Origin of the sequence: Mycolicibacterium septicum DSM 44393, assembly GCF_000455325.1 — a bacterium.
Classification (GTDB): Bacteria; Actinomycetota; Actinomycetes; order Mycobacteriales; family Mycobacteriaceae; genus Mycobacterium; species Mycobacterium septicum.
Window position 1 is genome coordinate 2,847,543 of record NZ_HG322951.1, and the last position, 22,697, is coordinate 2,870,239.

Below are 22,697 nucleotides of genomic sequence, written 5' to 3' on the forward strand. Positions count from 1 at the left end.
TCGCCGCCTACGAGCCCGTGATGGGCATGGAGGTGCACGTCGAGCTGTCCACGGCCACCAAGATGTTCTGCGGCTGCGCCAACCGGTTCGGTGCGGAGCCCAACACGCTGGTCTGCCCGGTCTGCCTCGGGCTGCCGGGTTCTCTGCCGGTGCTCAACGAGGCGGCCGTGGAGGCGGCGATCCGCATCGGCCTGGCGCTCAACTGCGATATCGCACCGTGGGGCCGGTTCGCCCGGAAGAACTACTTCTACCCGGACCAGCCGAAGAACTACCAGATCTCGCAATACGACGAGCCGATCGCGATCAACGGATACCTCGACGTGCCGCTCGATGACGGCACCACCTTCCGCGTCGAGATCGAGCGTGCGCACATGGAGGAGGACACCGGCAAGCTGACCCACCTGGGCAGCGACACCGGCCGCATCGCGGGTGCGACGACCTCGTTGGCCGACTTCAACCGCGCCGGCGTTCCACTGATCGAGATCGTCAGCAGGCCCATCGAGGGGACCGGGGCGCGTGCGCCGGAGATCGCCCGCGCCTACGTCACTGCCCTGCGAGATCTGCTGCGCGGCTTGGATGTATCGGATGTGCGGATGGACCAGGGATCGATGCGGTGTGACTCGAACCTGTCTCTCAAACCGATCGGCGCCACCGAGTTCGGCACCCGCACCGAAACCAAGAACGTGAACTCGCTCAAGAGCGTCGAGGTTGCGGTCCGGTACGAAATGCGCCGTCAGGCAGCAGTTCTCAATTCCGGCGGCACCATCACCCAGGAGACCAGGCATTTCCACGAGGATGGCTACACCTCGCCGGGGCGCAGCAAGGAGACCGCGGAGGATTACCGCTACTTCCCCGAGCCTGACCTGGAACCGGTCGCTCCCAGCGCCGAGTTGGTCGAGCGGTTGCGCCAGACCATCCCTGAGCTGCCGTGGTTGGCGCGCAAGCGGATTCAGGAGGACTGGGGCATCTCCGACGAGGTGATGCGCGACCTGGTCAACGCCGGTGCGGTCGAGTTGGTGGCAGCCACCGTCGGGCACGGCGCCTCCAGCGAGGCCGCCCGCGCCTGGTGGGGCAACTTCCTGGTGCAGAAGGCGAACGAGTCCGATGTCGAGCTTGAGGCATTGCCCATCACCCCGGCCCAGGTGGCCGCCGTGGTCAAGCTCGTCGACGACGGCAAGCTGTCCAACAAGCTGGCCCGCCAGGTGATCGAGGGCGTGCTGGCCGGTGAGGGAGAACCCGAGCAGGTGATGACCGACCGCGGGTTGGCGCTCGTGCGTGATGACTCGGTGATCCAGGCCGCTGTGGACGAGGCGCTGGCCGCCAACCCTGACGTCGCCGACAAGATCCGTGGCGGCAAGATCCAGGCCGCCGGCGCGATCGTCGGTGCGGTGATGAAGGCGACCAAGGGCTCGGCGGACGCCGCCCGGGTTCGTGAGTTGGTCCTGGCCGCGTGCGGCCAGAGCGGGTAACCGCCCGTCAGCTCATCGGACCGGCGAACATCGTCATCGCCGCGGCGGCATACTGCTCGAGCCGCTCGCGCGGGTAGTTGTCCGGATCGTGCACGGCCAGGCGGCCGAGCATCTCGGCGAACGAGAGCAGGGTGTGGCCGAGCAGCTCGGGATCCAGCGTGGACAGCCGGGGGTCCACCGCGATGCCGGCTTTCGCCATTTGCTCGACCTGCGTGAGGATCTGGTTGCGGGCGTTGCGGACGGCCGCGCGGTAGTCCCGCGGAGCGCTGTCGGGCACGGTGAGGATGAGCCGCCAGCGGGTCGGGTTCTCCAACACGCAACGCAGGAACCCGGTGACGGTCGCGGTGTAGGCGTCCGTCGGGCCCGCGACGGACAGCTTCTTGGGCAGGGCGCTCAGTACCTGGCTCAGCCCGTTCTGGTGTTCGCGGATGAGCAGGGCGGTCACCAACTCGGTGCGCGTGCGGAACGCGGTGTAGAGGACAGGTTTGCCGACCCCGCCGGCCTCGGCGACGGCCTCCATCCTCAGCTCGTGCAAGGGGCAGTCGTGGAGCACGGTCATCGCCGCGTCCAGCAGTTGCTCGCGCCGTTCTTCACGCGGTAGCCGCGGTGCATATCTGCGGCGCTGGCGGTCAGGCACCCGGCCAATGGTACGTGATAGTCGAACCATTTCTAAGGGCGCGTTATGCGCGTTGTATGCATCTCGACCCGTCGCCACGGCTGTCTCCGGTCGGGACCGGAGGGGCGATCTAGAACGAAATGTCTTGTGGCTCAGGTGTTGTCGGCATTGCTGCGCGGGAAGCCGCCGCCCTGCGGGAAGAGCGGGAAGACGACGTCGTCGAAGCTCTCCGCATCTCCGGCCGTCCGGTTCACCGTCGCGCCCCACACGTTGCCGTCGGGGGAGAGCTGCAACGCCCACGCGTGACCGCGCACGTTCTCCCGGACCACCTCAGGGTCGCCGGTGACCGCGCCGGTGTCGGGTGCCAGCCGCACGGCGACGGTCTTCTTGGAGCTGACCAGGTTGACCAACACCGTGCCCTCCAGCGCAGCGCACCCGGCGACGCCGGGTCGGTCCGGCCACGTCCACACGGTGGACACCTTGGAATCCTTGGTGATCCGCTGCAGCCGATCCGCGCTGGGAGTGCGGTCGGTGACGTAGAGCGAGCCGTCCGACGCATCGACACACATGGCTCCGGCGGCGCCAAGTCCGCTGAGCGCCGTGGTGACCGGGGCCTGGTTGACCGTGGTGGGCTGCTCGATGCGCAGCACCTTGCCTGCCAGTGATGCGGGATCGGCGGCCAGTGCCGGATCGCCCGCATCGCCGGTCTGCACCAACAGGGTGGTCTTGCTGGTGAAGGTCAGCGACCCCATATTGCCGCTGGCGCCCTTGGGGATGCCGGTGAGAATCGGCTTGGGCACGTCGCCGTCGGCGATGCGGATCACCCGGTTGTCGGTCGGTGTGCTCACGTAGGCGTACATCAGCCGGTCCTGGCCGTAGGTCGGCGACAACACGATGTCCATCAGGCCGCCGTCGCCGGACGGATCGACGGGGATCATCACCTTGACCTTCGGCTCGGCCTTCACCGACACCTGCTTGACCGCGCCGGTGAGCCGCTCACCGACCAGCGCGGACTGGCTGTCGGGGAGCATGATCAAACCGCTGGTGCTGTCCAGGCAGCCCTGCATCACGCCCGTTGCCTTGCATTCCTTGGGGAACGGCTTGGCCGGCAGTGGTGGCGGTGGCGGCGGGGTCGTCGTCGGCCCCGGCTCCATCTTCGGTGCAGTGGTGAAAGGCTCGGACTGGGCCGCGTCGAATCGGGCACAGCCCGAACCGACCAGCATCGCGGCGCACAGAACGGCGGCCACCCCCGTCATCCGCCGGCGCGATTTCATGCCCGCAAGATTACGGATGCCTCGGCAGTGCGCGCCACGTCGGGACCGCACGTCCTTCCCATAGCAGCCCGATACCAGGCAGAAGCGCCGGGGTAAATACCCGGATCGAACCGAACTTGCACTTACCCTGGCAGCTGTGACCAGTCACTCGCAGGACCCGCAAGCCTGGCAACGACCGGGTTACTCGGACGATTCCGCCAGGCCGGCCGGAGCCAGCCTGGTCGACCCGGAAGACGACCTGCCGTCGGCGACGTACGGCGGGGACTTCGAAACCACCGCGATTCCGCGCTACGACGCCAAATCGGGCGACCAGGGGGCATTCAGCCTGGTCTCCGACCCTGAACCACTGCCGTATGTGCAATCCGGCGGGCCCGCCCCGATGGGGCCCTTCGCGGCCGAGCCGGCCGAGATCGAGCGCGACGAGTTCGTCGACGACCGCATCAAGGCTGCCGGGCGGCGGGGCACCCAGGATCTCGGACTGCTGATCCTGCGCGTGGCTCTCGGCGGGCTGATGATCATCCACGGCCTGCAGAAGGCATTCGGTTGGTGGGGCGGCCCGGGACTGGACGGGTTCAACACCTCACTGGGTGAGATGGGCTTCAAGAACGCCGACATCCTGACCTATGCCGCCACCGGCGGCCAGATCGCGGCGGGTGTCCTGCTGGTTCTGGGGCTGTTCACGCCGATCGCGGCGGCAGGCGCACTGGCTTACCTGATCAACGGGGTGCTCGCCACGGCGATGGCCGCCCACGAGCAGGCCCGGCTCTCGGAAGTCATCACCGACGGCACCGAATATCGGATGATCGTCGTCGTGGCCGCGGCCGCGATCATCCTGACCGGCCCGGGTCGCTACGGGTTCGATGCCGGTCGTGGCTGGGCCCGGCGGCCGTTCGTCGGATCATTCGTGGCGCTGCTGCTCGGTGTGGCCGGCGGCATCGCCATCTGGGTGTTCCTCAACGGCGGTAACCCGCTCGGCTGATCGCGGGGAACTGCTCAGGCGTACGGATTCGGTACGCGGCCGCCGCTCACCTCGGTCAGCAACGGCAGTGTTGCGAAGGTCACGGCGGGCAGGCGCAGGTCGGTTCCGTCGTTCAGATCGGCGATCGCCCATGACGACCGGTCGAACCGCAGCCCCTTGATATCGCTCCACGCCACCGTGCGGCTGCGCGTGAGAGACCGCGCGGTGACGGTGTCGGCATCGGCGGTGGTGCGGTACCGGATGATGGCCGCCGACAACGCAACCGGGATCACCAACAGCACCGAGAACAGGGTGGGATTGCTCAGAACCAGGGTCAGCAGGCCGAGCGTCAGGAAGCCGACTGCCAGGTGCGCCATGGGCGATATCCGGATGACGACAGGGGTGGTTGCCGATCGTGCGCTCACAGGTTCATCCTTGCACCACCGGGTCGGCAGGCCCGCCGGCCGTCACCCGGTGACGGCCCCGCGTGAAGCAATTTGACCTTTAACCTGTACGACAGCTACCGTCAAGTGCTATGCAGACCCCCGGATTGCTCGTAGTAATTGGTTGGCGCGTTGATGCCGCGCTGGCCCTCTGCCGGGCATAGCAAACCGCATCGACGCGCCACCCTCGTACAGCTGCCGGCTGACGGGGGTTTTTTATTTGCCCAACAAGCGCGCCGTAACCATTGAAAAATTGAAATTCCTGAACAGGAACGTGACGCAAACCGTGAAGAGGACATCGTGAGCGCACCGACAACGCGACCGCCGGCCCGGTCAGGAGCCGCGCCTGCCAATGGCGCAGCCAAGACCCAATCAGATTCGGGGCAGCCCAAGCGGGTTGCACCGCAGCAGCTCACCGGCGCCCAGGCGGTCGTCCGGTCGCTGGAAGAGCTCGGCGTCGACATCGTCTTCGGGATCCCCGGCGGCGCTGTGCTGCCGGTCTACGATCCGCTGTTCGACTCGCAGAAGCTGCGCCACGTGCTGGTTCGGCACGAGCAGGGCGCCGGCCACGCGGCCAGCGGCTATGCCCACGCCACCGGCAAGGTCGGCGTGATGATGGCGACGTCGGGCCCCGGCGCAACCAACCTGATCACCCCGCTGGCCGACGCCCAGATGGACTCCATCCCGGTCGTGGCCATCACCGGGCAGGTGGGTCGCGCCCTGATCGGCACCGACGCCTTCCAGGAAGCCGATATCACCGGCATGACCATGCCGATCACCAAGCACAACTTCCTGGTGCGCAACGGTGACGACATCGCCCAGGTGATGGCCGAGGCCTTCCACATCGCCAGCTCGGGCCGTCCGGGCGCGGTGCTCGTCGACGTCCCCAAGGACATCCTGCAGGGCCAGTGCACCTTCTCCTGGCCGCCGCAGCTGGACCTGCCCGGCTACAAGCCGAACACCAAGCCGCACAGCCGTCAGGTGCGCGAGGCCGCCAAGCTGATCGCCGCGGCGCGCAAGCCGGTGCTCTACGTCGGCGGCGGTGTCATCCGTGGTGAGGCCAGTGCCGAACTGCTCGAGCTGGCCGAGCTGACCGGCATCCCGGTCGTCACCACGCTCATGGCCCGCGGCGCGTTCCCGGACAGCCACCCGCAGCACCTGGGTATGCCGGGCATGCACGGCACCGTGGCCGCGGTGGGCGCATTGCAGAAGAGCGACCTGCTGATCGCCCTGGGCACCCGGTTCGACGACCGGGTCACCGGCCAGCTGTCCACCTTCGCCCCCGAGGCGAAGGTGATCCACGCCGACATCGACCCCGCCGAGATCGGCAAGAACCGGCACGCCGACGTGCCGATCGTGGGTGACGTGAAGGCGGTCATCACCGATCTGATCGAGGTGCTGCGCCGCGACGGAACGACCAGCGCCGCACTGAAACTGGACGGCTGGTGGGAGTACCTGTCCGGGCTGAAGTCGACCTACCCGCTGAGCTACGGCCCGCAGAGCGACGGCAGCCTGAGCCCCGAGTACGTCATCGAGAAGCTGGGCCAGATCGCCGGACCCGAAGCGGTCTACGTGGCCGGGGTGGGCCAGCACCAGATGTGGGCCGCGCAGTTCGTCAAGTACGAGAACCCCAAGACGTGGCTGAACTCGGGCGGTCTGGGCACCATGGGCTTCGCCGTCCCGGCAGCCATGGGCGCCAAGTTCGCCCGCCCCGAGGCCGAGGTGTGGGCCATCGACGGCGACGGCTGCTTCCAGATGACCAACCAGGAGCTGGCCACCTGCGCCATCGAGGGTGCGCCGATCAAGGTGGCGTTGATCAACAACGGCAACCTGGGCATGGTGCGGCAGTGGCAGACGCTGTTCTATGACCAGCGCTACAGCCAGACCGACCTGGCCACGCACTCACGCCGGATCCCGGACTTCGTCAAGCTGGCCGAGGCGCTGGGCTGCGTCGGGCTGCGCTGCGAGCGGCCCGAGGACGTCGAGGACGTCATCAACCAGGCCCGGGCCATCAACGACCGCCCGGTCGTCATCGACTTCATCGTCGGTGCCGACGCGCAGGTGTGGCCGATGGTCGCCGCCGGTACCAGCAACGACGAGATCATGGCGGCCCGGGACATCCGGCCGCTGTTCGACGAAAACGACGACGAGGGGCATGCCTGATGAGCAACACCACCCCCACTCACACCCTGTCGGTGCTGGTCGAGGACAAGCCCGGCGTTCTCGCCCGGGTGGCGACGCTGTTCTCCCGTCGTGGCTACAACATCCAGTCCCTGGCGGTTGGTGCCACCGAGCAGAAGCACATGTCTCGGATGACGATCGTCGTCAGCGTCGAGGAATCGCCGCTGGAGCAGATCACCAAGCAGCTCAACAAGCTGATCAACGTGATCAAGATCGTCGAGCAGGAGGACGACAGCTCGGTCTCCCGCGAACTCGCCTTGATCAAGGTGCGCGCCGACGCGACCAACCGCGGCCAGGTCATCGAAGCGGTGAACCTGTTCCGCGCCAAGGTCGTTGATGTTTCGACCGAGTCGCTGACAGTGGAGGCGACCGGTACGGCGGAGAAGCTGGAGGCCCTGCTGCGGGTCCTTGAGCCCTACGGTATCCGCGAGATCGCACAGTCGGGCATGGTGTCGGTCTCGCGTGGACCACGTGGTATCAGCGCAGTGAAGTAAGCACGTCAAGTAGCGTTAATCGGCTGTAGAGCTAGAAAGAGAAGGATAATTTCGCATGGCAGTTGAGATGTTTTACGACGCCGACGCGGACCTGTCGATCATCCAGGGTCGTAAGGTCGCCGTCATCGGCTACGGCAGCCAGGGACACGCGCATTCGCTGTCGCTGCGCGATTCGGGCGTGCAGGTCAAGGTCGGCCTGAAGGAGGGCTCGAAGTCCCGCGTCAAGGTCGAGGAGCAGGGCCTTGAGGTCGACACCCCGGCCGAGGTGGCCAAGTGGGCCGACGTGATCATGGTGCTCGCGCCCGACACCGCGCAGGCCGAGATCTTCAAGAACGACATCGAGCCCAACCTGGAGGACGGCAACGCGCTGTTCTTCGGCCACGGCCTCAACATCCACTTCGGCCTGATCAAGGCCCCGGCCAACGTCACCGTCGGCATGGTCGCCCCCAAGGGCCCCGGCCACCTGGTGCGTCGCCAGTTCGTCGACGGCAAGGGCGTGCCCTGCCTGATCGCTGTCGACCAGGACCCCAAGGGCGAGGGCCAGGCCCTGGCGCTGTCCTACGCCGCCGCCATCGGCGGAGCCCGCGCCGGCGTCATCAAGACCACCTTCAAGGAAGAGACCGAGACCGACCTGTTCGGTGAGCAGGCCGTGCTCTGCGGCGGCACCGAAGAACTGGTCAAGGCAGGCTTCGAGGTCATGGTCGAGGCGGGCTACGCCCCGGAGATGGCCTACTTCGAGGTGCTGCACGAGCTCAAGCTCATCGTCGACCTGATGTACGAGGGCGGCATCGCCCGCATGAACTACTCGGTCAGCGACACCGCGGAGTTCGGCGGCTACCTGTCGGGCCCGCGGGTCATCGACGCCGACACCAAGCAGCGCATGCGCGACATCCTGACCGACATCCAGGACGGCACCTTCGTCAAGCGCCTGGTCGCCAACGTCGAGGGCGGCAACAAGGAGCTCGAGGCGCTGCGCAAGGCCAACGCCGAGCACCCGATCGAGGTCACCGGCAAGCAGCTGCGCGACCTGATGAGCTGGGTCGACCGGCCGATCACCGAAACGGCATAACTGCTGCGTTCACTGGCCAGTTATTGCACGCGAGCATCGAAAATGCGTGCAGTAACTGGCCTTTCGGCTGTTCTAGACAAGTCGGTAGCCGATCGCGGCCAGCGTGCGGGCCACGTCCCTGCCGTCGGCACTGCCCGGAAGCTTCCCGGTGCCGTCGATCTGTAGAGCTTCACCGACGACGCCGTAGAGCTCGGTGGACACCGGGTCGTCGGGCTCGGCCGGTTCGATCCGACCGTCCGGGTGGATGCACTGCGCCCGCATGGCCCACATCGTCTGTGCGGCGGCGACGACGTTGTAGCCACACAGCGGCGGGCTCACGTGATAGAGCTTCATGTCGCCGACCGCGATGATCTTCATGACCGGATCGGTATGTGGCACGGAACCCACCAACCGAGCGATGCCAGTGTTCACCGCTCAAATCTAAGCGCCGGTGGGAGCGGCGCAGCGCAGCAGTTTTCGTCAGATCAGCTGGCGCAGCCGATGGGCGTCGGGCCGCCGGATTCTGCCGCGTCCGCGCACGCTTGCTTGAACCAGGCGCCGCCGGCGTTGCCGGTCGCGTATCCACCGCCGGCCGCGCCGCGTGCGTACCCGCCGCCGGCATCGCCGGTCGCGTATCCGCCGCCTGCGTCACCGCGCGAGAATGCGCCGCCGGCGTGGTCGTTGACGTAGCCGCCACCGCCGGGATCGCCCGGGGCGGCGAGAGCGGTTCCCGCCGGAACGAACAGCCCCGCCAATGCCAGCGAAGCGGCCGCAGCGGCTCCACCGAGAACCGACCTCAGTCGCATTGCCTTGTGCTCCATCATCGCCACCCCTGGTCGTGGCCCTGCGCGTCGCCGTCAGATCTGCCCAACTCGCACATGAGCGCTTGAGTAAGACTTTACGTGACGCACGTCACACTGGCCATCGTCGTCAGTGCGGGACGGCGACCTGCGGCGGGGTGGTGAACGGCGGCGTGGCCTTGGAGGTCTCCGGAGTCCGGGGCGGGGTCGTCGGCGCCTCGGTGTCACCGGCCGGGCCATGCGGCTCACCCGTTATCGTCTCGCCGATCGTCATCTGCGGGATGGTGACGTCTTCTTCGATGTTCCGCATCGGCTTCCCCGAGCCGCACGACACGACCAGTACCAACGCAACGGCGGCTCCGCAGGTGGTCGCCGCGCGGTGTAGGTATCGAGTGGACACCCCGTCACCCCCTCGATTTGAATGCAAGGCTCGACCAAACTCACTGTAGAGCGCCTCTGACCGGCTGTGGACGCCTTACGCGAAGTGGGTCACCGCGTCGCAGACTCCCTACGAACCGAGCCGCGCAGCCACACCGACCACCCGGCGGGCCAGGTGATCGAGCGCGTCGTAGGTGGCGTCGTCGAATTCGCCGATGTTGTCGTGGTTGGCGATCAGGCTCGCGCCGTACGGGTTGCCGTCGACGAACTTCAGCGGATCGGTGTAGCCGGGCGGCACGATGATCCCGCCCCAGTGCATCAACGTGACGTACAGCGTCAGCAGCGTGGTCTCCTGCCCGCCATGTGCGGTGTTGGTCGAGGTGAACCCCGCGTACACCTTGTCGGCGAGCTTGCCCTGCGACCACAGGCCGCCGAGCGAGTCCAGAAATGCGCGCAATTGCGAAGCGACGGAACCGAATCGGGTGGGGGAGCCGAAGATCACCGCATCCGCCCACACGATGTCGTCACCGGTGGCCGTCGGAAGATCTTTGGTGGCTTCGTAATTGGCGGTCCAGGCGGGATTGTGGGCGAACGACTGCGGATCCTGGGTCTCGGCGACATGGCGTAGGCGCACCTCGGCACCCGCGGATTCCGCGGTCGCGGTGACCCGCTGAGCCATCGTGGTGCCGTGGCCGGTTGCGGAGTAGTAGATGACGGCGACCTTGGGCGCGGAGTTGGTCATGGCGCCAGCTTAGGCAGATCCGTGATGCCGAACTCGCGTTTCAGTACGGTGCGAGCCGCGTAGAAGCCGGCCATCCCGTGCACGCCGCCGCCCGGCGGAGTCGCCGACGAACACAGGTACGCCTTGGGGATCGGTGTGGTCCAGGGATCGAACCGCGGGGTGGGCCCCAGCAGCGCGCTGGCCATGTTGTTGCCGCCGACACCGATGTCGCCGCCGACGAGGTTGGCGTTGTGTTCGTCCATCCGCGACGCGGGCACGCTGCGTACGGCGACCACCAGATCGCGAAAGCCGGGCGCGAACCGTTCGAAGATCCCGGTCACCGTCTCGGCCAGATCCAGCGTGGAGTTGTTGGGTACGTGGACGTAGGTCCACAGCGGGCGGCGGCCGGCGTCGTCGACGCGCGACGGGTCGGCGATATGGGGGAGTGCGGCCAGCACCATGGGCCACTCGGCGTGGCGGCCCGCCGCGATCTCGGACTCGGCCAATGCCATCTGCGCGCGGCTGCCACCCAGATGCAGCGTCGGCGCCTGCGCCAGACGCGGGTCACGCCAAGGTATCTCGCCGCTCAGCACGAAATCGACCTTCGCGACCCCCGGCCCGTAGGTGTATCGGCTCAACGCCCGGGCGTAGCGAGACGGCAGCGTCTTGCCGTAGATCGCCAACAGCGCGGTCGGTGCGGTGTCGTAGAGCACCACACCTGACGGTGGCTCGGTGACCTCGTGCCCGAGGACCAGTTCGCCGCCGTGTGCGGTGAGATCGGCGATCAGCGCATCGGGGATGGCCTGGGATCCGCCGATCGGGATGGGCCAGCCCACCGCGTGTCCCAGCGTCGCCAGCATCAACCCGGCGCCTCCCGAAACCAGGGACGGCATGGTTGAAATCGTGTGTGCGGCAACACCGCTGAACAGTGCGCGGGCGTCCTCGCCTTTGAGTGACCGCCACAACGGCGTGCCCTGGGCCAGGAGCCGGGGTGCGACGCGCGCCGCCGCGCCCAGCGACGGGGGAATCGAGCGCTTGTCGCCGAGGATGAGGCCCACCACGCCGTCGCAATCGGTGGCCAGTGGCCCGAGCAGTCGTCGCCAGGAATCGCCGGAGTCCAACTCGGCGCAGGTGCGCTCGATGTCGCGGTACCCGACGGCAGCGGGCCGGTCGGTCAGCGGGCTGGCATAGGAGATCTCGGGGACGGCCAGGCGCACCCCGCGGGCCTGCAGGTCGTAGGCGGCGAAGAACGGCGACGCCAGGGCCAGCGGGTGTACCGCCGAACAGATGTCGTGGCCGACGCCGGGAAATTCCGGATCGGGCAGGGTGCGGGCGCCGCCACCCGGGGTCGGCTGCGCTTCGATCACGCGTACCGACAATCCCGCTCGGGCGCAGATGACCGCGGCGGACAGGCCGTTGGGACCGCTGCCGACGATTGTGACGTCCACGCCCATCAGTACACCGCACGCGGTTCGGCTGTGGTAGGGCCCACACATTAGGCTGTCCGCGTGAGTCTTCCCGTTGTTTTGATTGCCGACAAGCTCGCGGAATCGACCGTCGCCGCCCTCGGTGACCAGGTAGAGGTCAGGTGGGTCGACGGTCCGGACCGCGAGAAGCTGCTCGCTGCCGTGCCGGAAGCCGACGCGCTTCTGGTGCGCTCCGCCACCACGGTGGACGCCGAGGTCATCGCCGCGGCCCCCAAACTCAAGATCGTCGCCCGCGCCGGTGTCGGCCTGGACAACGTCGACGTCGACGCCGCGACCGCCCGTGGGGTGCTCGTTGTCAACGCGCCGACCTCCAACATCCACAGCGCCGCCGAGCACGCCCTGGCCCTGCTGCTGTCCACGGCCCGGCAGATCCCCGCCGCTGACGCGACCCTGCGCGATCACACCTGGAAGCGGTCGTCGTTCTCGGGCGTCGAGATCTTCGACAAGACCGTCGGCGTCGTCGGCCTGGGCCGCATCGGGCAGCTCGTCGCCCAGCGCCTGGCCGCCTTCGGTGCGCACATCGTGGCGTACGACCCCTACGTCTCGCAGGCCCGCGCCGCCCAGCTCGGTATCGAGTTGCTGCCGCTGGACGAGCTGCTCGGCCGCGCCGACTTCATCTCGGTGCACCTTCCCAAGACCAAGGAGACCGCCGGCCTGCTCGGCAAGGAGAACCTGGCCAAGACCAAGCCGGGCGTCATCATCGTCAACGCCGCCCGCGGCGGCCTGATCGACGAGCAGGCCCTGGCCGACGCCATCACCAGCGGCCATGTGCGTGCCGCCGGCCTGGACGTCTTCTCGACCGAACCGTGCACCGACAGCCCGCTGTTCGAGCTGCCCCAGGTCGTGGTGACCCCGCACCTGGGTGCCTCGACCGCTGAGGCGCAGGACCGGGCTGGGACCGACGTGGCCGCCAGCGTGAAGCTGGCGCTGGCCGGCGAGTTCGTGCCGGACGCCGTCAACGTCGGTGGCGGAGCCGTCGGCGAAGAGGTCGCGCCCTGGCTGGACCTGGTGCGCAAGCTCGGTCTGCTGGCCGGTGCCCTGTCCGATGCGGCGCCGGTGTCGCTGTCGGTGCAGGCGCGTGGCGAGCTGGCCTCCGAAGATGTTGAGATTCTGCGTTTGTCGGCGTTGCGGGGCCTGTTCTCCGCGGTGGTCGACGAGCAGGTGACGTTCGTCAACGCACCGACGCTGGCCGCCGACCGTGGCGTGGCGTCCGAGATCAGCACGGCGACCGAGAGCCTGAACCACCGCAGCGTGGTCGATGTGCGCGTCGTGCACGCCGACGGCAGCGCGGTCAACGTGGCGGGCACCTTGTCGGGGCCGCAGCTGGTCGAGAAGATCGTCCAGATCAACGGACGCAACTTCGACCTGCGGGCCGAGGGCTACAACCTCATCGTCCATTACAACGATCAGCCGGGCGCGCTCGGCAAGATCGGCACCCTGCTCGGCGGGGCCGACGTCAACATCCTGGCCGCGCAGCTGAGCCAGGACGTCGACGGCGACAGTGCCATCGTCATGCTGCGGCTGGACACCGATGTGCCCGAGGATGTGCGTTCCGCGCTCGCCACCGCGGTTGACGCCACGACGCTGGAAGTGGTCGACCTGTCATGAAACTCGCTGTAATCGCCGGTGACGGCATCGGTCCTGAGGTCATCGCCGAGGCACTGAAGGTGCTCGACGCGGTGCTGCCCGGGGTGGAGCGGACCGAGTACGACCTCGGTGCGCGTCGCTACCACGCGACGGGGGAGACCCTGCCCGACGGCTTCGTCGAGGAGCTCAAGGGCTACGACGCGATCCTGTTGGGCGCCATCGGAGATCCGTCGGTGCCCAGTGGCGTGCTCGAGCGTGGACTGCTGCTGAACATGCGGTTCGCGTTGGACCACCACGTGAACCTGAGGCCGTCGAGGTTGTTCGCCGGGGTTTCCAGCCCGCTGGCGGGCGACCCGGAGATCGATTTCGTGGTGGTGCGCGAGGGCACCGAGGGTCCCTACACCGGAACCGGCGGCGCGATCCGGGTCGGCACCCCGCACGAGGTCGCCACCGAGGTCTCGACCAACACCCGGTTCGGTGTCGAGCGGGTCGTGCGTTACGCGTTCGAGAAAGCCCGCGCGCGGCGCAAGCACCTCACTCTGGTGCACAAGAACAACGTGCTGGCGTTTGCCGGCTCGTTGTGGAAGCGCACCGTCGACGAGATCGGTACGGAGTACCCGGACGTCGAGACTGCTTATCAGCACATCGACGCCGCGACCATCCACATGGTCACCGATCCCGGCCGGTTCGACGTGATCGTCACCGACAACCTCTTCGGCGACATCATCACCGACCTGGCCGCCGCGGTGTCCGGCGGTATCGGCCTGGCCGCATCGGGCAACATCGATGCGACGGGCACCAACCCGTCGATGTTCGAGCCCGTGCACGGTAGTGCACCCGACATCGCCGGGCAGGGGATCGCCGATCCGACCGCCGCGGTGATGAGCGTTGCGCTGCTGCTCACCCACATCGGCGAGACCGATGCCGCGGCACGGGTCGACAAGGCCGTCGGCGAGCACCTGGCCACCCGCGGCGACGCGAAGCTCTCGACCAGCGAGGTCGGCGAGCGGATCCTGTCGCTGCTGTAGTTTCTGCAGTTTCTGCGCCGGGTGTGCAGTGAGAGCGCGGTTTCGCATGTCTCGACGCTCTCACCGCACGCTCGATGTGGCCGCGATGAATCCGCGGGTGCCGACAGGTCTGTATGGGCATGGGACTCATCGAGATCGAAATGTTCGCAACCCTGGACCTCGTCGCGCAGGCGCCCGGCGGCCCCGACGAAGACCCCGAGGGGTTCTCGTTCGGCGGCTGGCAGGCGCCACTGATCGACGAGGTCTCGGGCGAACAGGTCGGCTCCGCCTACGAGGGCACCGATGCGCTGCTGCTCGGACGCCGGACGTACGACATCTTCGCCGCCCACTGGCCGCACCAGACCGACGAATTCGGCCGGCTGTTCAACAGCATCCCGAAGTACGTCGCCTCCCGCGGCACGCCTGATCTCTCGTGGTCCGGCTCCACGCAGCTCGGCCCCGACCTGGGTGCCGCAGTGCGTGAGATCCGGGACAAGCATGAACATGTGAAGGTCGTCGGAAGCCTGAACCTGGTCCAGACGCTCCTGCGCGAGAAGCTCTTCGACCGTCTGGACCTGTGGCTGCACCCGATCCTGCTCGGCGCGGGGAAGAAGGTGTTCGACGGTGGCGCGGTGCCCTCCAATGTCTCACTGCTGCAACCGCCCGCGGCGAGCCCCAGCGGCATCGTGTACCTGCGCTACGGCCTCGCCGACGGAACGCCGGGCACGGGGGACATGAGCGAACGGGACCAGTGAGCGTGATCGGGTCCGGTCAGGGCTCGGTCGGCCCGACCGCGACGGCGGTGGCGTCCACGTCCGCGATATGGACGCGCTGATCGCCCTGGCGGATGAACAAGCTTGTGACGGTGGACGGTTGGTTGGGCTGCTGTGCATCGGGCGGCCGGGGTACGCCGGCGATCACGACCGCATCGCCGTTGGGTAGTGGGTAATCGCGGTAGGTACCGTCCGGGGCGACCTGTGTCCACCGCATGCCATTCAGTTCCCATACGCCACCGTCCGGAGTGGGCTCGGACCGATTCGTCGGACACTGCCCGGCGCCGGCGGTGGCCCGCAGCCTCCCGTCGGGCGTCCACCACACCGCGCCGTTCTGGTTGCCGTAGAAGTAGGGCCTGGGCGTCGCATCGAAAGGGCCCTGTGGAAATCCGGCAGCCTGCTGACCGGTGGCCGAGTCGAACACCGTGACCTGGTGTCGGTCGCAGGCGCCCTTGTCGGCGCTGCCGGTCTCGTACGCGAATCGGGTTCCGTCGGGGCTGAAGTCCGCTGACATCCACTGCCTGGTCGGTTGGTGCGCGACATCGCGGACCGTGCCGTCGGGGTCGACGACGAACAGGCGGTCGGCCTGGGCGAATCTGTCGGAGCCGTACTTCTTGACGATGGCCACGCGTCCATGACCTGCACCGATCACATTCCCGGTGAAGTCTTGGGCCTCGGTTGGGACTGCTTGTTGCTCGGGTGTTCGCGGCGGCAACTGGACGGTGTGCCACACACTCGGCGTCGCATTCGGCCGGCTGACGTCCAGCTGCATCAGGGTCACCTGCCCGTCGGGAGCGTCCGCCGAAGACGGGGCCTGCCAGACGACTGTGCTGCCCTGCAACGCATATGGGGCGCCGGGCCGGCCCGGTTGTTGAGAATCCGTTCGTGATTCGGCCGGGATGTCCGCCTCGTGTGTCTGACGGCTCGCCACGTCGATCCAGACCAAGCTGGCGTGAATATCGCCGCCGTCATATGGATATCGACCAGCCTGCTCATCGGCGTACTGCGCAAAGGCGTACTTTCCGTCGGTGGTGAAGCCCGGTGCGCTCAACCCCACGAACCTGGATGCGCCGACCTGTTGGGTCCAGGTGGCAACGGGGTTCGGGCCCTGTGCCAGTACGAAACCCACCTCTCCGGAGTCGAACCACGGGGTGGTTCTGGGGACCGTGTAGGCGATCAGCGGGCCGTGAGTCTCCGGAGAAGTGGTTGGGGAGGGCGGGCCCGACGGCTGGTCGCGCGCCTGACATGAGGTGGTTGCCAGCGCGAGTGCCAAGACGGCGCCGACGAAACGGCCGGTTCTGGCGGGCCGCCACGAAGCCTCAGGTCGAGTGGAAATGCCCGATCTCATCAGAGCAGCGTATGTCTCACACCGAATCCAATCGGCGATCCCGGTTTACCGTGCCTCGACCACCGGATCGTCTGGTACCAGGGGGACCGCCAACAAGGGCAACAAAGCGCACACCGCGAAAGCCGCCGGGTAGCCCGCCACACCGATCAGCGCACCGAACAACGGCGCCGAGCTGGCGGTCGCCAGATGCTGGCTGGTGTTCTGCGTGCCCAGCGCGCGTCCGCTCCAGAACGGGCCGGCGATCTCGGCGATCGCCGTGAACGCCAAACCGTTGTCGGACACCGTGATCACCGAGGCGATCACGATCAGCGCGACACTGATCGGTGAACCCAGCCAATCGGTGAGTGCCAGCAGCCCCATCGTCGCTGCTGCCGCCAGCGCGATCGTCCGGATGGGCCGCAGCCGCCGGCCGACCACATCGGACCAGCGGCCGGCGGCGATCCGGCCTGCCGCGCCGAGTAATTGAGCGACGGTCACCAATGTGCCCGCCGACGCAGCCGACCAACCTCGATCGCTCATCAGCCACACCAGGGTGAACGTCCACACCATGCCCTGGGGCACCACCAACAGCACCGACACCGCATGGATGCGCCACAACACGTTTGAGCCGCGGTACGGGTTGGCCAGATGTTCGGCCGGCGCCTCATGGCGGGGCGGACGTGGCGGATCGAGCACTCCCACAGCGCAGATCACCGCCGACAGCACACACACCACGGCGGGGAACAGCAGCGCCGTCGCGGTGCCGTGACTCTCGGCCACGCGCGGAATCACCAACGCGCCCAGGCCGACACCCAAAGGCGTTGCCGTCTGCCGGATTCCCATCGCCAACCCGCGCTGTTCGGGTGGGAACCAGCCGACCACGACCCGCCCGCTGGCCGAATTGCTGCTGGCGGCAGCCATTCCACCCAGGAGCAGGAACAGTCCGACGGTCACCAGGGAGTGCGCCGCGGCGGCCCCGAACGCCGCCGCGGCCGTCAGCGCCGAGCCCACCGTCAGCACGATCCGTTCGCCCACCCGGTCGACGACGTATCCCCAGGCGATCAGGGTGATCACCAGTCCGAAGCTCGGCATCGACGACAGCAGACCGGCCTTGGCCAGATCCAGGCCGAGCTCGGCATGCAGGGTGGGGATCAGGAACGCCGCGCCGTTGATGAACACGTTGGCGCATGTGGTCGCGGTGAGTGCGATCGCCAACATCGACCAACGGCGGAACGTGCTGATCGACGAAACGGGCATGGGTGCATCGTTTCACGGATATCTCAGAATATTGAACTGTGATCTCACTATATGAGACGCGCACAAGCTGCCATAAGCTGTGGCGGTGAAGTTGTGGCTGACAGCAACCGTTTTGCTGATGTGTGGATTCCTGACGGCACCGACTGCGGCGGCGGCCGCGCCGAACTGGTCCGGCCTGGATGCTCGTCGCTACGACGCACCGATTCCCATGGCCGGCACGCTGATCGAGACGGTCCCGTTGGATCCCGCGCTGTCGGTTCCGGGCGCGGCGAGCGCCTACCGCATCCTGTATTCGACTGTCGATCAGCATGATTCGCCCGCGCTCAGTACCGCCGCGGTGTTCGTCCCGCAGGGCCAGGCACCCGAGGGCGGCTGGCCCACGATCGCGTGGGCGCACGGCACGGTCGGACTCGGTGACGATTGCGCACCGTCGGCGCAGCCGCGCAGCGCAAGGGATGTCGAGTATCTGACGCACTGGCTCGAACAGGGCTATGCCGTCGTCGGCTCCGATTACGCCGGACTGGGCACCCCGGGACTGATGAGCTACCTCAACAGCGTGGCCACCGCCCACAGCGTTGTCGACTCGGTGATCGCGATGCACCGCATGGACCTGCCGTTGTCGCCGAAATGGGCCATCGTCGGTCAGTCTCAGGGTGGCGGGGCCGCGGTCAACAGCGCGCGCTGGGCCACCGAATTCAGCCGGGGGACCGGTCTGGACTATCGCGGCGTGGTCGCCACCGGCACGCCGTTCAACGTCGAGAGCATCGTCAAACAGGCCGGGCCCGACATGGCGCTGCCGCCGAATCTCGGTCCTGCGGCCAACAGCTACACCGGGTACATCCTGGCCGGCGTGCGGGAGGCGCGGCCCGACCTGGACATCGACAGCGTGCTCACCCCGGCCGGGCTGGATGCGGTGAACAAGGCCGAGGTGTTGTGCAAGCCGCAACTCGACCAGGCGCTCGCCGGCATGACGCCGACCGGTTACTTCCGCGCGCCGCTGTCCACCCTGCCCGGCGCCGCGGAAGCTCTCGACGCCTACCTGGGCACGCCGACCAGCGGTTACGACCGGCCGATCTTCCTCGGCGTCGGACTCCTGGACCGCGATGTCCCGCCGAACATGTCGCTGCAGCTCGACGAGCAGCTGCGGGCAAACGGACAGAACGTCACCCTGAAGGTCTATCCCGACGAAGATCACTCGGGCACCGTGCTGGCGTCGGTTCCGGACTCCACGCCGTTCCTCGCCGCGGCGTTCGCCGGCTGACGGAGACTGACAGGAGGCGTCAGCACTGGCGGTAAGACGCTGCGCACTACCCTGGTCAAAATGCGCTTAGGTCGAATCGCCAGTCCCGACGGCGTCGCTTTCGTCAGTGTCGAAGGCGACGGTGCCGATGCCGTCTGCAAAGAAATCGCCGAGCATCCGTTCGGCAATCCCAACTTCACCGGACGGAGCTGGCCGCTGGCCGACGTCCGTCTGCTGGCACCCATCCTGGCCAGCAAGGTGATCTGCATGGGCAAGAACTACGAGGCCCACGCCGCGGAGATGGGTGGGGTGGCTCCCGAGGATCCGGTGATCTTCCTCAAGCCGAACACCGCGATCATCGGCCCCAACGTGCCGATCCAGCTGCCGGCCGACGCCCATCCGGTTCACCACGAGGGCGAACTGGCCATCGTCATCGGGCGTCCCTGCAAGGACGTGCCCGCCGCGCGCGCCGCCGAGAACATCCTGGGCTACACCATCGCCAACGACATCTCGGCGCGTGATCAGCAAGCCAAGGACGGTCAATGGATGCGGGCCAAGGGCCATGACACCTTCTGCCCGGTGGGCCCATGGATCGTCAACGACCTCGACCCGTCGGACCTGGAGATCCGCACCGAGGTGAACGGCGAGGTGCGGCAGCTCAGCCGGACCTCGCTGATGATCCATGACATCGGTGCCATCGTCGAATGGGTCTCGGCTGTGATGACGCTGCTGCCGGGGGACCTGATCCTCACCGGCACCCCCGAGGGTGTCGGCCCCATCGAGGACGGGGACACCGTGAGCGTCACCGTCGAGGGCATCGGCACCCTGACCAATCCCGTTGTACGCAAGCAGAAGTAGAGGTAAGTGATGACATCTCCCTCTGGTCATGTCAGGGTGCGGTTCTGCCCGTCGCCGACCGGAACCCCGCACGTCGGGCTGGTGCGCACCGCGCTGTTCAACTGGGCCTACGCCCGGCACACCGGCGGGTCATTCGTCTTCCGGATCGAGGACACCGACGCCGCGCGGGACAGCGACGAGAGCTACGCCGCGATCCTCGACGCCCTGCGGTGGCTGGGTCTGGATTGGGACGAGGGCCCCGAGGTCGGCGGCCCGTACGAGCCGTACCGGCAGTCGCAGCGCAGCGAGATCTACCGCGACGTGATCGCACGTCTGCTCGAGGCCGGCGAGGTCTACGAGGCCTATTCGACTCCGGAAGAGGTCGAGGCGCGCCATGTGGCGGCCGGGCGGAATCCCAAACTCGGATACGACAATTACGACCGCGACCTCACCGACGAGCAGCGCAAGGCATTTGCCGACGAGGGTCGTAAACCCGTGCTGCGCTTGCGTATGCCCGACGAGGACCTCGGCTGGACCGATCTGGTGCGCGGTCCGGTGAGCTTCCCCGCGGGCTCGGTACCGGATTTCGCGATCACGCGAGCCAACGGAGATCCGTTGTACACCTTGGTCAATCCGGTCGACGACGCGCTGATGAAGATCACCCACGTGCTGCGCGGCGAGGACATCATGCCCTCGACACCGCGTCAGATCGCGCTGTACCAGGCGCTGATGCGGATCGGTGTGGCCGAGCGGGTGCCCGAATTCGCTCATTTGCCAAGTGTTCTCGGCGAGGGCAACAAGAAGCTGTCCAAGCGTGATCCGCAGTCGAATCTGTTCCTGCACCGCGACCGCGGCTTCCTGCCGGAGGGGCTGTTGAACTACCTGGCGCTGCTGGGCTGGGGCATCGCCGACGATCACGACGTGTTCAGCCTCGACGAGATGGTGGCCGCGTTCGACGTGGCCAACGTCAACTCCAACCCGGCCCGCTTCGACCAGAAGAAGGCCGACGCGATCAACGCTGAGCACATCCGGCTGCTCACGCCGGAGGATTTCACGGCCCGGCTGCGCGCCTATCTCGATGCCCACGGTCACGACACCGGTTTGGACGACGCGGCATTCGCCGAAGCCGCCGCGCTGACCCAGACCCGCATCGTCGTGCTCGGCGATGCGTGGGGACTGCTGAAGTTCTTCGACGACGACTCCTACGAGATCGACGAGAAGGCCGCCGCCAAGGAGCTGCGTGAGGAGGCCGCGCCGGTCCTGGATGCCGCTCTGAGCGCCCTGGAGGGCGTGGGGGAGTGGAACACCGCCAACATCGAGGCAGCGCTCAAGACGGCGCTTCTGGACGGTCTTGAGCTCAAGCCCCGTAAGGCGTTCGGACCGATCCGCGTGGCCGTCACGGGCGCGACGATCAGCCCGCCGCTGTTCGAGTCCATGGAGCTTTTGGGTGCCGACCGCAGCCTGGCGCGGTTGCGGGCCGCACGGGCCCGGCTGTGAACGCCCCGGCGCGACGGGGCTTGGTAAAAAGCACTCGAAATCTTTGGTAGTCTGCTCGTCGGCCCGAAAAGCAAAACGGGGATGCCCCCGGTGAGCCGATCGGATCGAAATTGCCCGTGACCTGCGGTGATGGGCAATTAATGGGGTATGGTGTAATTGGCAACACTAGGGATTCTGATTCCCTCATTCTAGGTTCGAGTCCTGGTACCCCAGCCATCCGGACGGCATCAGACGGATTAGGTGAGCAGGACCGCCTAAGCTATGCTGACCATCCGGAAGTTCTAGCCCCCGTCGTCTAGCGGCCTAGGACGCCGCCCTCTCACGGCGGTAGCGTGGGTTCGAATCCCATCGGGGGTACAGAGGTAAAAGCGCTCAGTTCTCATGAACTGGGCGCTTTTGCGTTGTCCGGACGCATCTCCCCGCCCGCACTCCCTTCGCCATGCCAAAGCGGCTCTGGGTGTCCAACGTCACGCCGGCGCGACGGCCGTCGGGTTTCGACGCGACGACGGCCCGCCACGCCGGACGCTCAACCGCGTGCTGAGATTCGCCTCACAGTCGGCGGGTGAGCGCGTCGGCGGCGGCGAGCAGATCGGCGGCCCAGCGTGCTCCGGGGCGCCGGCCCATGCGGTCGATCGGTCCGGACACCGACACCGCGGCGATCACGGCGCCCCGGCCGTCGCGCACCGGTGCAGAGACGCTGGCCACACCGGGCTCACGCTCGGCGGCGCTCTGTGCCCAGCCGCGCTTGCGGACCTCGGCCAGCGTGCGGTCGGTGAACTTGGCGGCCGGCAGCACCGCCTGCTGGGTCGCCGGGTCGGCATAGGCCAGTAGCACTTTGGCGCCCGAACCGGCCGTCATCGGGAGGTGGGTGCCCACCGGCACGGTGTCGCGCAACCCGGCCGGAGGCTCCAGTGCCACCACGCAGACCCGGGACTGCCCTTCGCGCCGGTACAACTGCACGCTCTCGCCGGTGATCTCGCGCAGGCGGGGCAGGACCGCGGCCCCGGCCGCCAGGAGCGGATCGTTGACATGGGAGGCCAATTCGCTCAATGCCGGGCCGAGCCGCCAGCGTCCGTCGCCGTCGCGGGCCAACAGGCGGTGGGTTTCGAGCCCGGCGGCCAGCCGGTGTGCGGTCGCCCGCGGCAGCCCGGTGCGCTCGCAGAGTTCAGCCAGCCCGCAAGGTGACTCGGCCACGGTGTGCAGCACACCCACGGCTTTGTCGAGAACGCCGATGCCGCTATCATTTCTCACAGAGAGATACTAGCGTCTCGCATTGTGAGATGACAGATGAGATGGCGACAGT

At 67.5% G+C, this 22,697-nt stretch carries 22 protein-coding genes and 2 tRNA genes; 13 read left to right on the forward strand and 11 right to left on the reverse strand.

Features of this window, described 5'->3' with window-relative positions:
* On the forward strand, window positions 1–1,469 hold a 1,469-nt coding region (gatB, locus tag TX88_RS13410), incomplete at its 5' end, for an Asp-tRNA(Asn)/Glu-tRNA(Gln) amidotransferase subunit GatB (RefSeq protein WP_044517438.1).
* A gap of 7 nt (window positions 1,470–1,476) precedes the next feature.
* Here gatB and TX88_RS13415 read toward each other — a convergent pair.
* Together TX88_RS13415 and TX88_RS13420 are read right to left on the reverse strand one after the other, a co-directional pair.
* Window positions 1,477–2,136, reverse strand: coding sequence for a TetR/AcrR family transcriptional regulator (locus tag TX88_RS13415; protein WP_044517440.1), 660 nt, complete (start codon window positions 2,134–2,136; stop codon window positions 1,477–1,479).
* A gap of 101 nt (window positions 2,137–2,237) precedes the next feature.
* Window positions 2,238–3,359: a PQQ-dependent sugar dehydrogenase gene (locus TX88_RS13420; protein ID WP_209446980.1), complete on the reverse strand. Its 1,122-nt coding sequence runs from the start codon at window positions 3,357–3,359 to the stop codon at window positions 2,238–2,240.
* A gap of 136 nt (window positions 3,360–3,495) precedes the next feature.
* Between TX88_RS13420 and TX88_RS13425 the strand changes: the two genes are divergently transcribed.
* Complete coding sequence (locus tag TX88_RS13425) at window positions 3,496–4,338, forward strand: DoxX family protein (protein ID WP_044517441.1); 843 nt, start codon at window positions 3,496–3,498, stop codon at window positions 4,336–4,338.
* Window positions 4,339–4,352: 14 nt separating this feature from the next.
* Here the strand turns inward: TX88_RS13425 and TX88_RS13430 are convergent, their stop codons facing one another.
* Window positions 4,353–4,694: a PH domain-containing protein gene (locus TX88_RS13430; protein ID WP_044517442.1), complete on the reverse strand. Its 342-nt coding sequence runs from the start codon at window positions 4,692–4,694 to the stop codon at window positions 4,353–4,355.
* Window positions 4,695–5,060: 366 nt separating this feature from the next.
* Between TX88_RS13430 and TX88_RS13435 the strand changes: the two genes are divergently transcribed.
* Genes TX88_RS13435 through ilvC form a run of 3 tightly spaced genes read left to right on the forward strand, consistent with a single transcriptional unit; the run spans window position 5,061 to window position 8,504 of the window.
* The gene (locus tag TX88_RS13435; RefSeq protein WP_044517444.1) at window positions 5,061–6,923 is read left to right on the forward strand and encodes an acetolactate synthase large subunit; all 1,863 of its coding nucleotides are present in this window, start codon (window positions 5,061–5,063) and stop codon (window positions 6,921–6,923) included.
* A complete protein-coding gene (gene ilvN, locus TX88_RS13440) occupies window positions 6,923–7,435 on the forward strand; it encodes an acetolactate synthase small subunit (RefSeq protein ID WP_044517446.1) in 513 nt (170 codons plus the stop codon). Before TX88_RS13435 ends, ilvN begins: the two co-directional genes overlap by 1 nt.
* A 55-nt stretch (window positions 7,436–7,490) precedes the next feature.
* Window positions 7,491–8,504: a ketol-acid reductoisomerase gene (ilvC, locus tag TX88_RS13445; protein WP_044517447.1), complete on the forward strand. Its 1,014-nt coding sequence runs from the start codon at window positions 7,491–7,493 to the stop codon at window positions 8,502–8,504.
* Between the two features lie 72 nt (window positions 8,505–8,576).
* Here ilvC and TX88_RS13450 read toward each other — a convergent pair whose 3' ends face one another.
* The 5 genes from TX88_RS13450 to TX88_RS13470 all read right to left on the reverse strand — a co-directional run bounded on the left by TX88_RS13450 (window position 8,577) and on the right by TX88_RS13470 (window position 11,830).
* On the reverse strand, window positions 8,577–8,915 hold the full coding sequence (locus TX88_RS13450; protein ID WP_044517449.1) for a hypothetical protein: 339 nt from the start codon (window positions 8,913–8,915) through the stop codon (window positions 8,577–8,579).
* Between the two features lie 53 nt (window positions 8,916–8,968).
* The gene (locus TX88_RS34240) at window positions 8,969–9,304 is read right to left on the reverse strand and encodes a hypothetical protein (RefSeq protein ID WP_162563134.1); all 336 of its coding nucleotides are present in this window, start codon (window positions 9,302–9,304) and stop codon (window positions 8,969–8,971) included.
* A gap of 109 nt (window positions 9,305–9,413) precedes the next feature.
* Window positions 9,414–9,683 carry a hypothetical protein gene (locus TX88_RS13460; protein ID WP_162563135.1) on the reverse strand — a complete coding sequence of 90 codons (270 nt, stop codon included), beginning with the start codon at window positions 9,681–9,683 and terminating at the stop codon, window positions 9,414–9,416.
* Between the two features lie 108 nt (window positions 9,684–9,791).
* Window positions 9,792–10,403, reverse strand: coding sequence for an NAD(P)H:quinone oxidoreductase (gene wrbA, locus TX88_RS13465; protein ID WP_044517453.1), 612 nt, complete (start codon window positions 10,401–10,403; stop codon window positions 9,792–9,794).
* Window positions 10,400–11,830 (reverse strand): phytoene desaturase family protein, encoded by a 1,431-nt coding sequence (locus TX88_RS13470; RefSeq protein ID WP_110918068.1) that lies wholly within the window; start codon window positions 11,828–11,830, stop codon window positions 10,400–10,402. The genes wrbA and TX88_RS13470 overlap by 4 nt, the downstream gene beginning before the upstream one ends.
* 60 nt (window positions 11,831–11,890) lie before the next feature.
* Here TX88_RS13470 and serA point away from each other — a divergent pair, with 60 nt between their 5' ends.
* The 3 genes from serA to TX88_RS13485 all read left to right on the forward strand — a co-directional run bounded on the left by serA (window position 11,891) and on the right by TX88_RS13485 (window position 15,218).
* Window positions 11,891–13,477, forward strand: a complete 1,587-nt coding sequence (gene serA, locus TX88_RS13475) for a phosphoglycerate dehydrogenase (RefSeq protein ID WP_044517456.1) — start codon at window positions 11,891–11,893, stop codon at window positions 13,475–13,477.
* Entirely contained in the window at window positions 13,474–14,484 is a 1,011-nt protein-coding gene (locus tag TX88_RS13480) for a 3-isopropylmalate dehydrogenase (protein ID WP_044517458.1), read from the forward strand. The genes serA and TX88_RS13480 overlap by 4 nt, the downstream gene beginning before the upstream one ends.
* A 119-nt stretch (window positions 14,485–14,603) precedes the next feature.
* On the forward strand, window positions 14,604–15,218 hold the full coding sequence (locus tag TX88_RS13485) for a dihydrofolate reductase family protein (protein WP_044517460.1): 615 nt from the start codon (window positions 14,604–14,606) through the stop codon (window positions 15,216–15,218).
* 16 nt (window positions 15,219–15,234) lie between these two features.
* Here the strand turns inward: TX88_RS13485 and TX88_RS13490 are convergent, their stop codons facing one another.
* Both TX88_RS13490 and TX88_RS13495 read right to left on the reverse strand, forming a co-directional pair.
* Window positions 15,235–16,584, reverse strand: a complete 1,350-nt coding sequence (locus TX88_RS13490) for a WD40 repeat domain-containing protein (RefSeq protein ID WP_162563136.1) — start codon at window positions 16,582–16,584, stop codon at window positions 15,235–15,237.
* A 45-nt stretch (window positions 16,585–16,629) separates the two neighbouring features.
* Window positions 16,630–17,820: an MFS transporter gene (locus TX88_RS13495; protein ID WP_044517463.1), complete on the reverse strand. Its 1,191-nt coding sequence runs from the start codon at window positions 17,818–17,820 to the stop codon at window positions 16,630–16,632.
* A gap of 118 nt (window positions 17,821–17,938) precedes the next feature.
* On the opposite strand from TX88_RS13495, the gene TX88_RS13500 reads away from it, so the two are divergent.
* The 5 genes from TX88_RS13500 (at window position 17,939) to TX88_RS13520 (ending at window position 21,751) form a co-directional block, all read left to right on the forward strand.
* A complete protein-coding gene (locus TX88_RS13500) occupies window positions 17,939–19,081 on the forward strand; it encodes an alpha/beta hydrolase family protein (protein WP_044519378.1) in 1,143 nt (380 codons plus the stop codon).
* A gap of 60 nt (window positions 19,082–19,141) precedes the next feature.
* On the forward strand, window positions 19,142–19,918 hold the full coding sequence (locus TX88_RS13505; protein WP_044517465.1) for a fumarylacetoacetate hydrolase family protein: 777 nt from the start codon (window positions 19,142–19,144) through the stop codon (window positions 19,916–19,918).
* A 9-nt stretch (window positions 19,919–19,927) separates the two neighbouring features.
* A complete protein-coding gene (gene gltX, locus TX88_RS13510; protein WP_044517467.1) occupies window positions 19,928–21,394 on the forward strand; it encodes a glutamate--tRNA ligase in 1,467 nt (488 codons plus the stop codon).
* Window positions 21,395–21,535: 141 nt separating this feature from the next.
* Window positions 21,536–21,610 (forward strand) — tRNA-Gln (locus TX88_RS13515).
* Window positions 21,611–21,678: 68 nt separating this feature from the next.
* Window positions 21,679–21,751: transfer RNA gene (locus TX88_RS13520), tRNA-Glu, on the forward strand.
* Between the two features lie 192 nt (window positions 21,752–21,943).
* On the opposite strand, the gene TX88_RS13525 is transcribed toward TX88_RS13520, so the two are convergent.
* Window positions 21,944–22,645 carry an IclR family transcriptional regulator gene (locus TX88_RS13525; protein ID WP_003881141.1) on the reverse strand — a complete coding sequence of 234 codons (702 nt, stop codon included), beginning with the start codon at window positions 22,643–22,645 and terminating at the stop codon, window positions 21,944–21,946.
* Between the last annotated feature and the right edge of the window lie 52 nt (window positions 22,646–22,697).

Coding starts and splice junctions, on each gene's coding strand:
- TX88_RS13415 (WP_044517440.1), bottom strand. CDS start 2,136: ATGGTTCGACTATCACGTACCATTGGCCGGGTGCCTGACCGCCAGCGC.
- TX88_RS13420 (WP_209446980.1), bottom strand. CDS start 3,359: ATGAAATCGCGCCGGCGGATGACGGGGGTGGCCGCCGTTCTGTGCGCC.
- TX88_RS13430 (WP_044517442.1), bottom strand. CDS start 4,694: ATGGCGCACCTGGCAGTCGGCTTCCTGACGCTCGGCCTGCTGACCCTG.
- ilvN (WP_044517446.1), top strand. CDS start 6,923: ATGAGCAACACCACCCCCACTCACACCCTGTCGGTGCTGGTCGAGGAC.
- ilvC (WP_044517447.1), top strand. CDS start 7,491: ATGGCAGTTGAGATGTTTTACGACGCCGACGCGGACCTGTCGATCATC.
- TX88_RS34240 (WP_162563134.1), bottom strand. CDS start 9,304: ATGGAGCACAAGGCAATGCGACTGAGGTCGGTTCTCGGTGGAGCCGCT.
- wrbA (WP_044517453.1), bottom strand. CDS start 10,403: ATGACCAACTCCGCGCCCAAGGTCGCCGTCATCTACTACTCCGCAACC.
- TX88_RS13480 (WP_044517458.1), top strand. CDS start 13,474: ATGAAACTCGCTGTAATCGCCGGTGACGGCATCGGTCCTGAGGTCATC.
- TX88_RS13485 (WP_044517460.1), top strand. CDS start 14,604: ATGGGACTCATCGAGATCGAAATGTTCGCAACCCTGGACCTCGTCGCG.
- TX88_RS13490 (WP_162563136.1), bottom strand. CDS start 16,584: ATGAGATCGGGCATTTCCACTCGACCTGAGGCTTCGTGGCGGCCCGCC.
- TX88_RS13495 (WP_044517463.1), bottom strand. CDS start 17,820: ATGCCCGTTTCGTCGATCAGCACGTTCCGCCGTTGGTCGATGTTGGCG.
- TX88_RS13500 (WP_044519378.1), top strand. CDS start 17,939: ATGTGTGGATTCCTGACGGCACCGACTGCGGCGGCGGCCGCGCCGAAC.
- TX88_RS13505 (WP_044517465.1), top strand. CDS start 19,142: ATGCGCTTAGGTCGAATCGCCAGTCCCGACGGCGTCGCTTTCGTCAGT.
- gltX (WP_044517467.1), top strand. CDS start 19,928: ATGACATCTCCCTCTGGTCATGTCAGGGTGCGGTTCTGCCCGTCGCCG.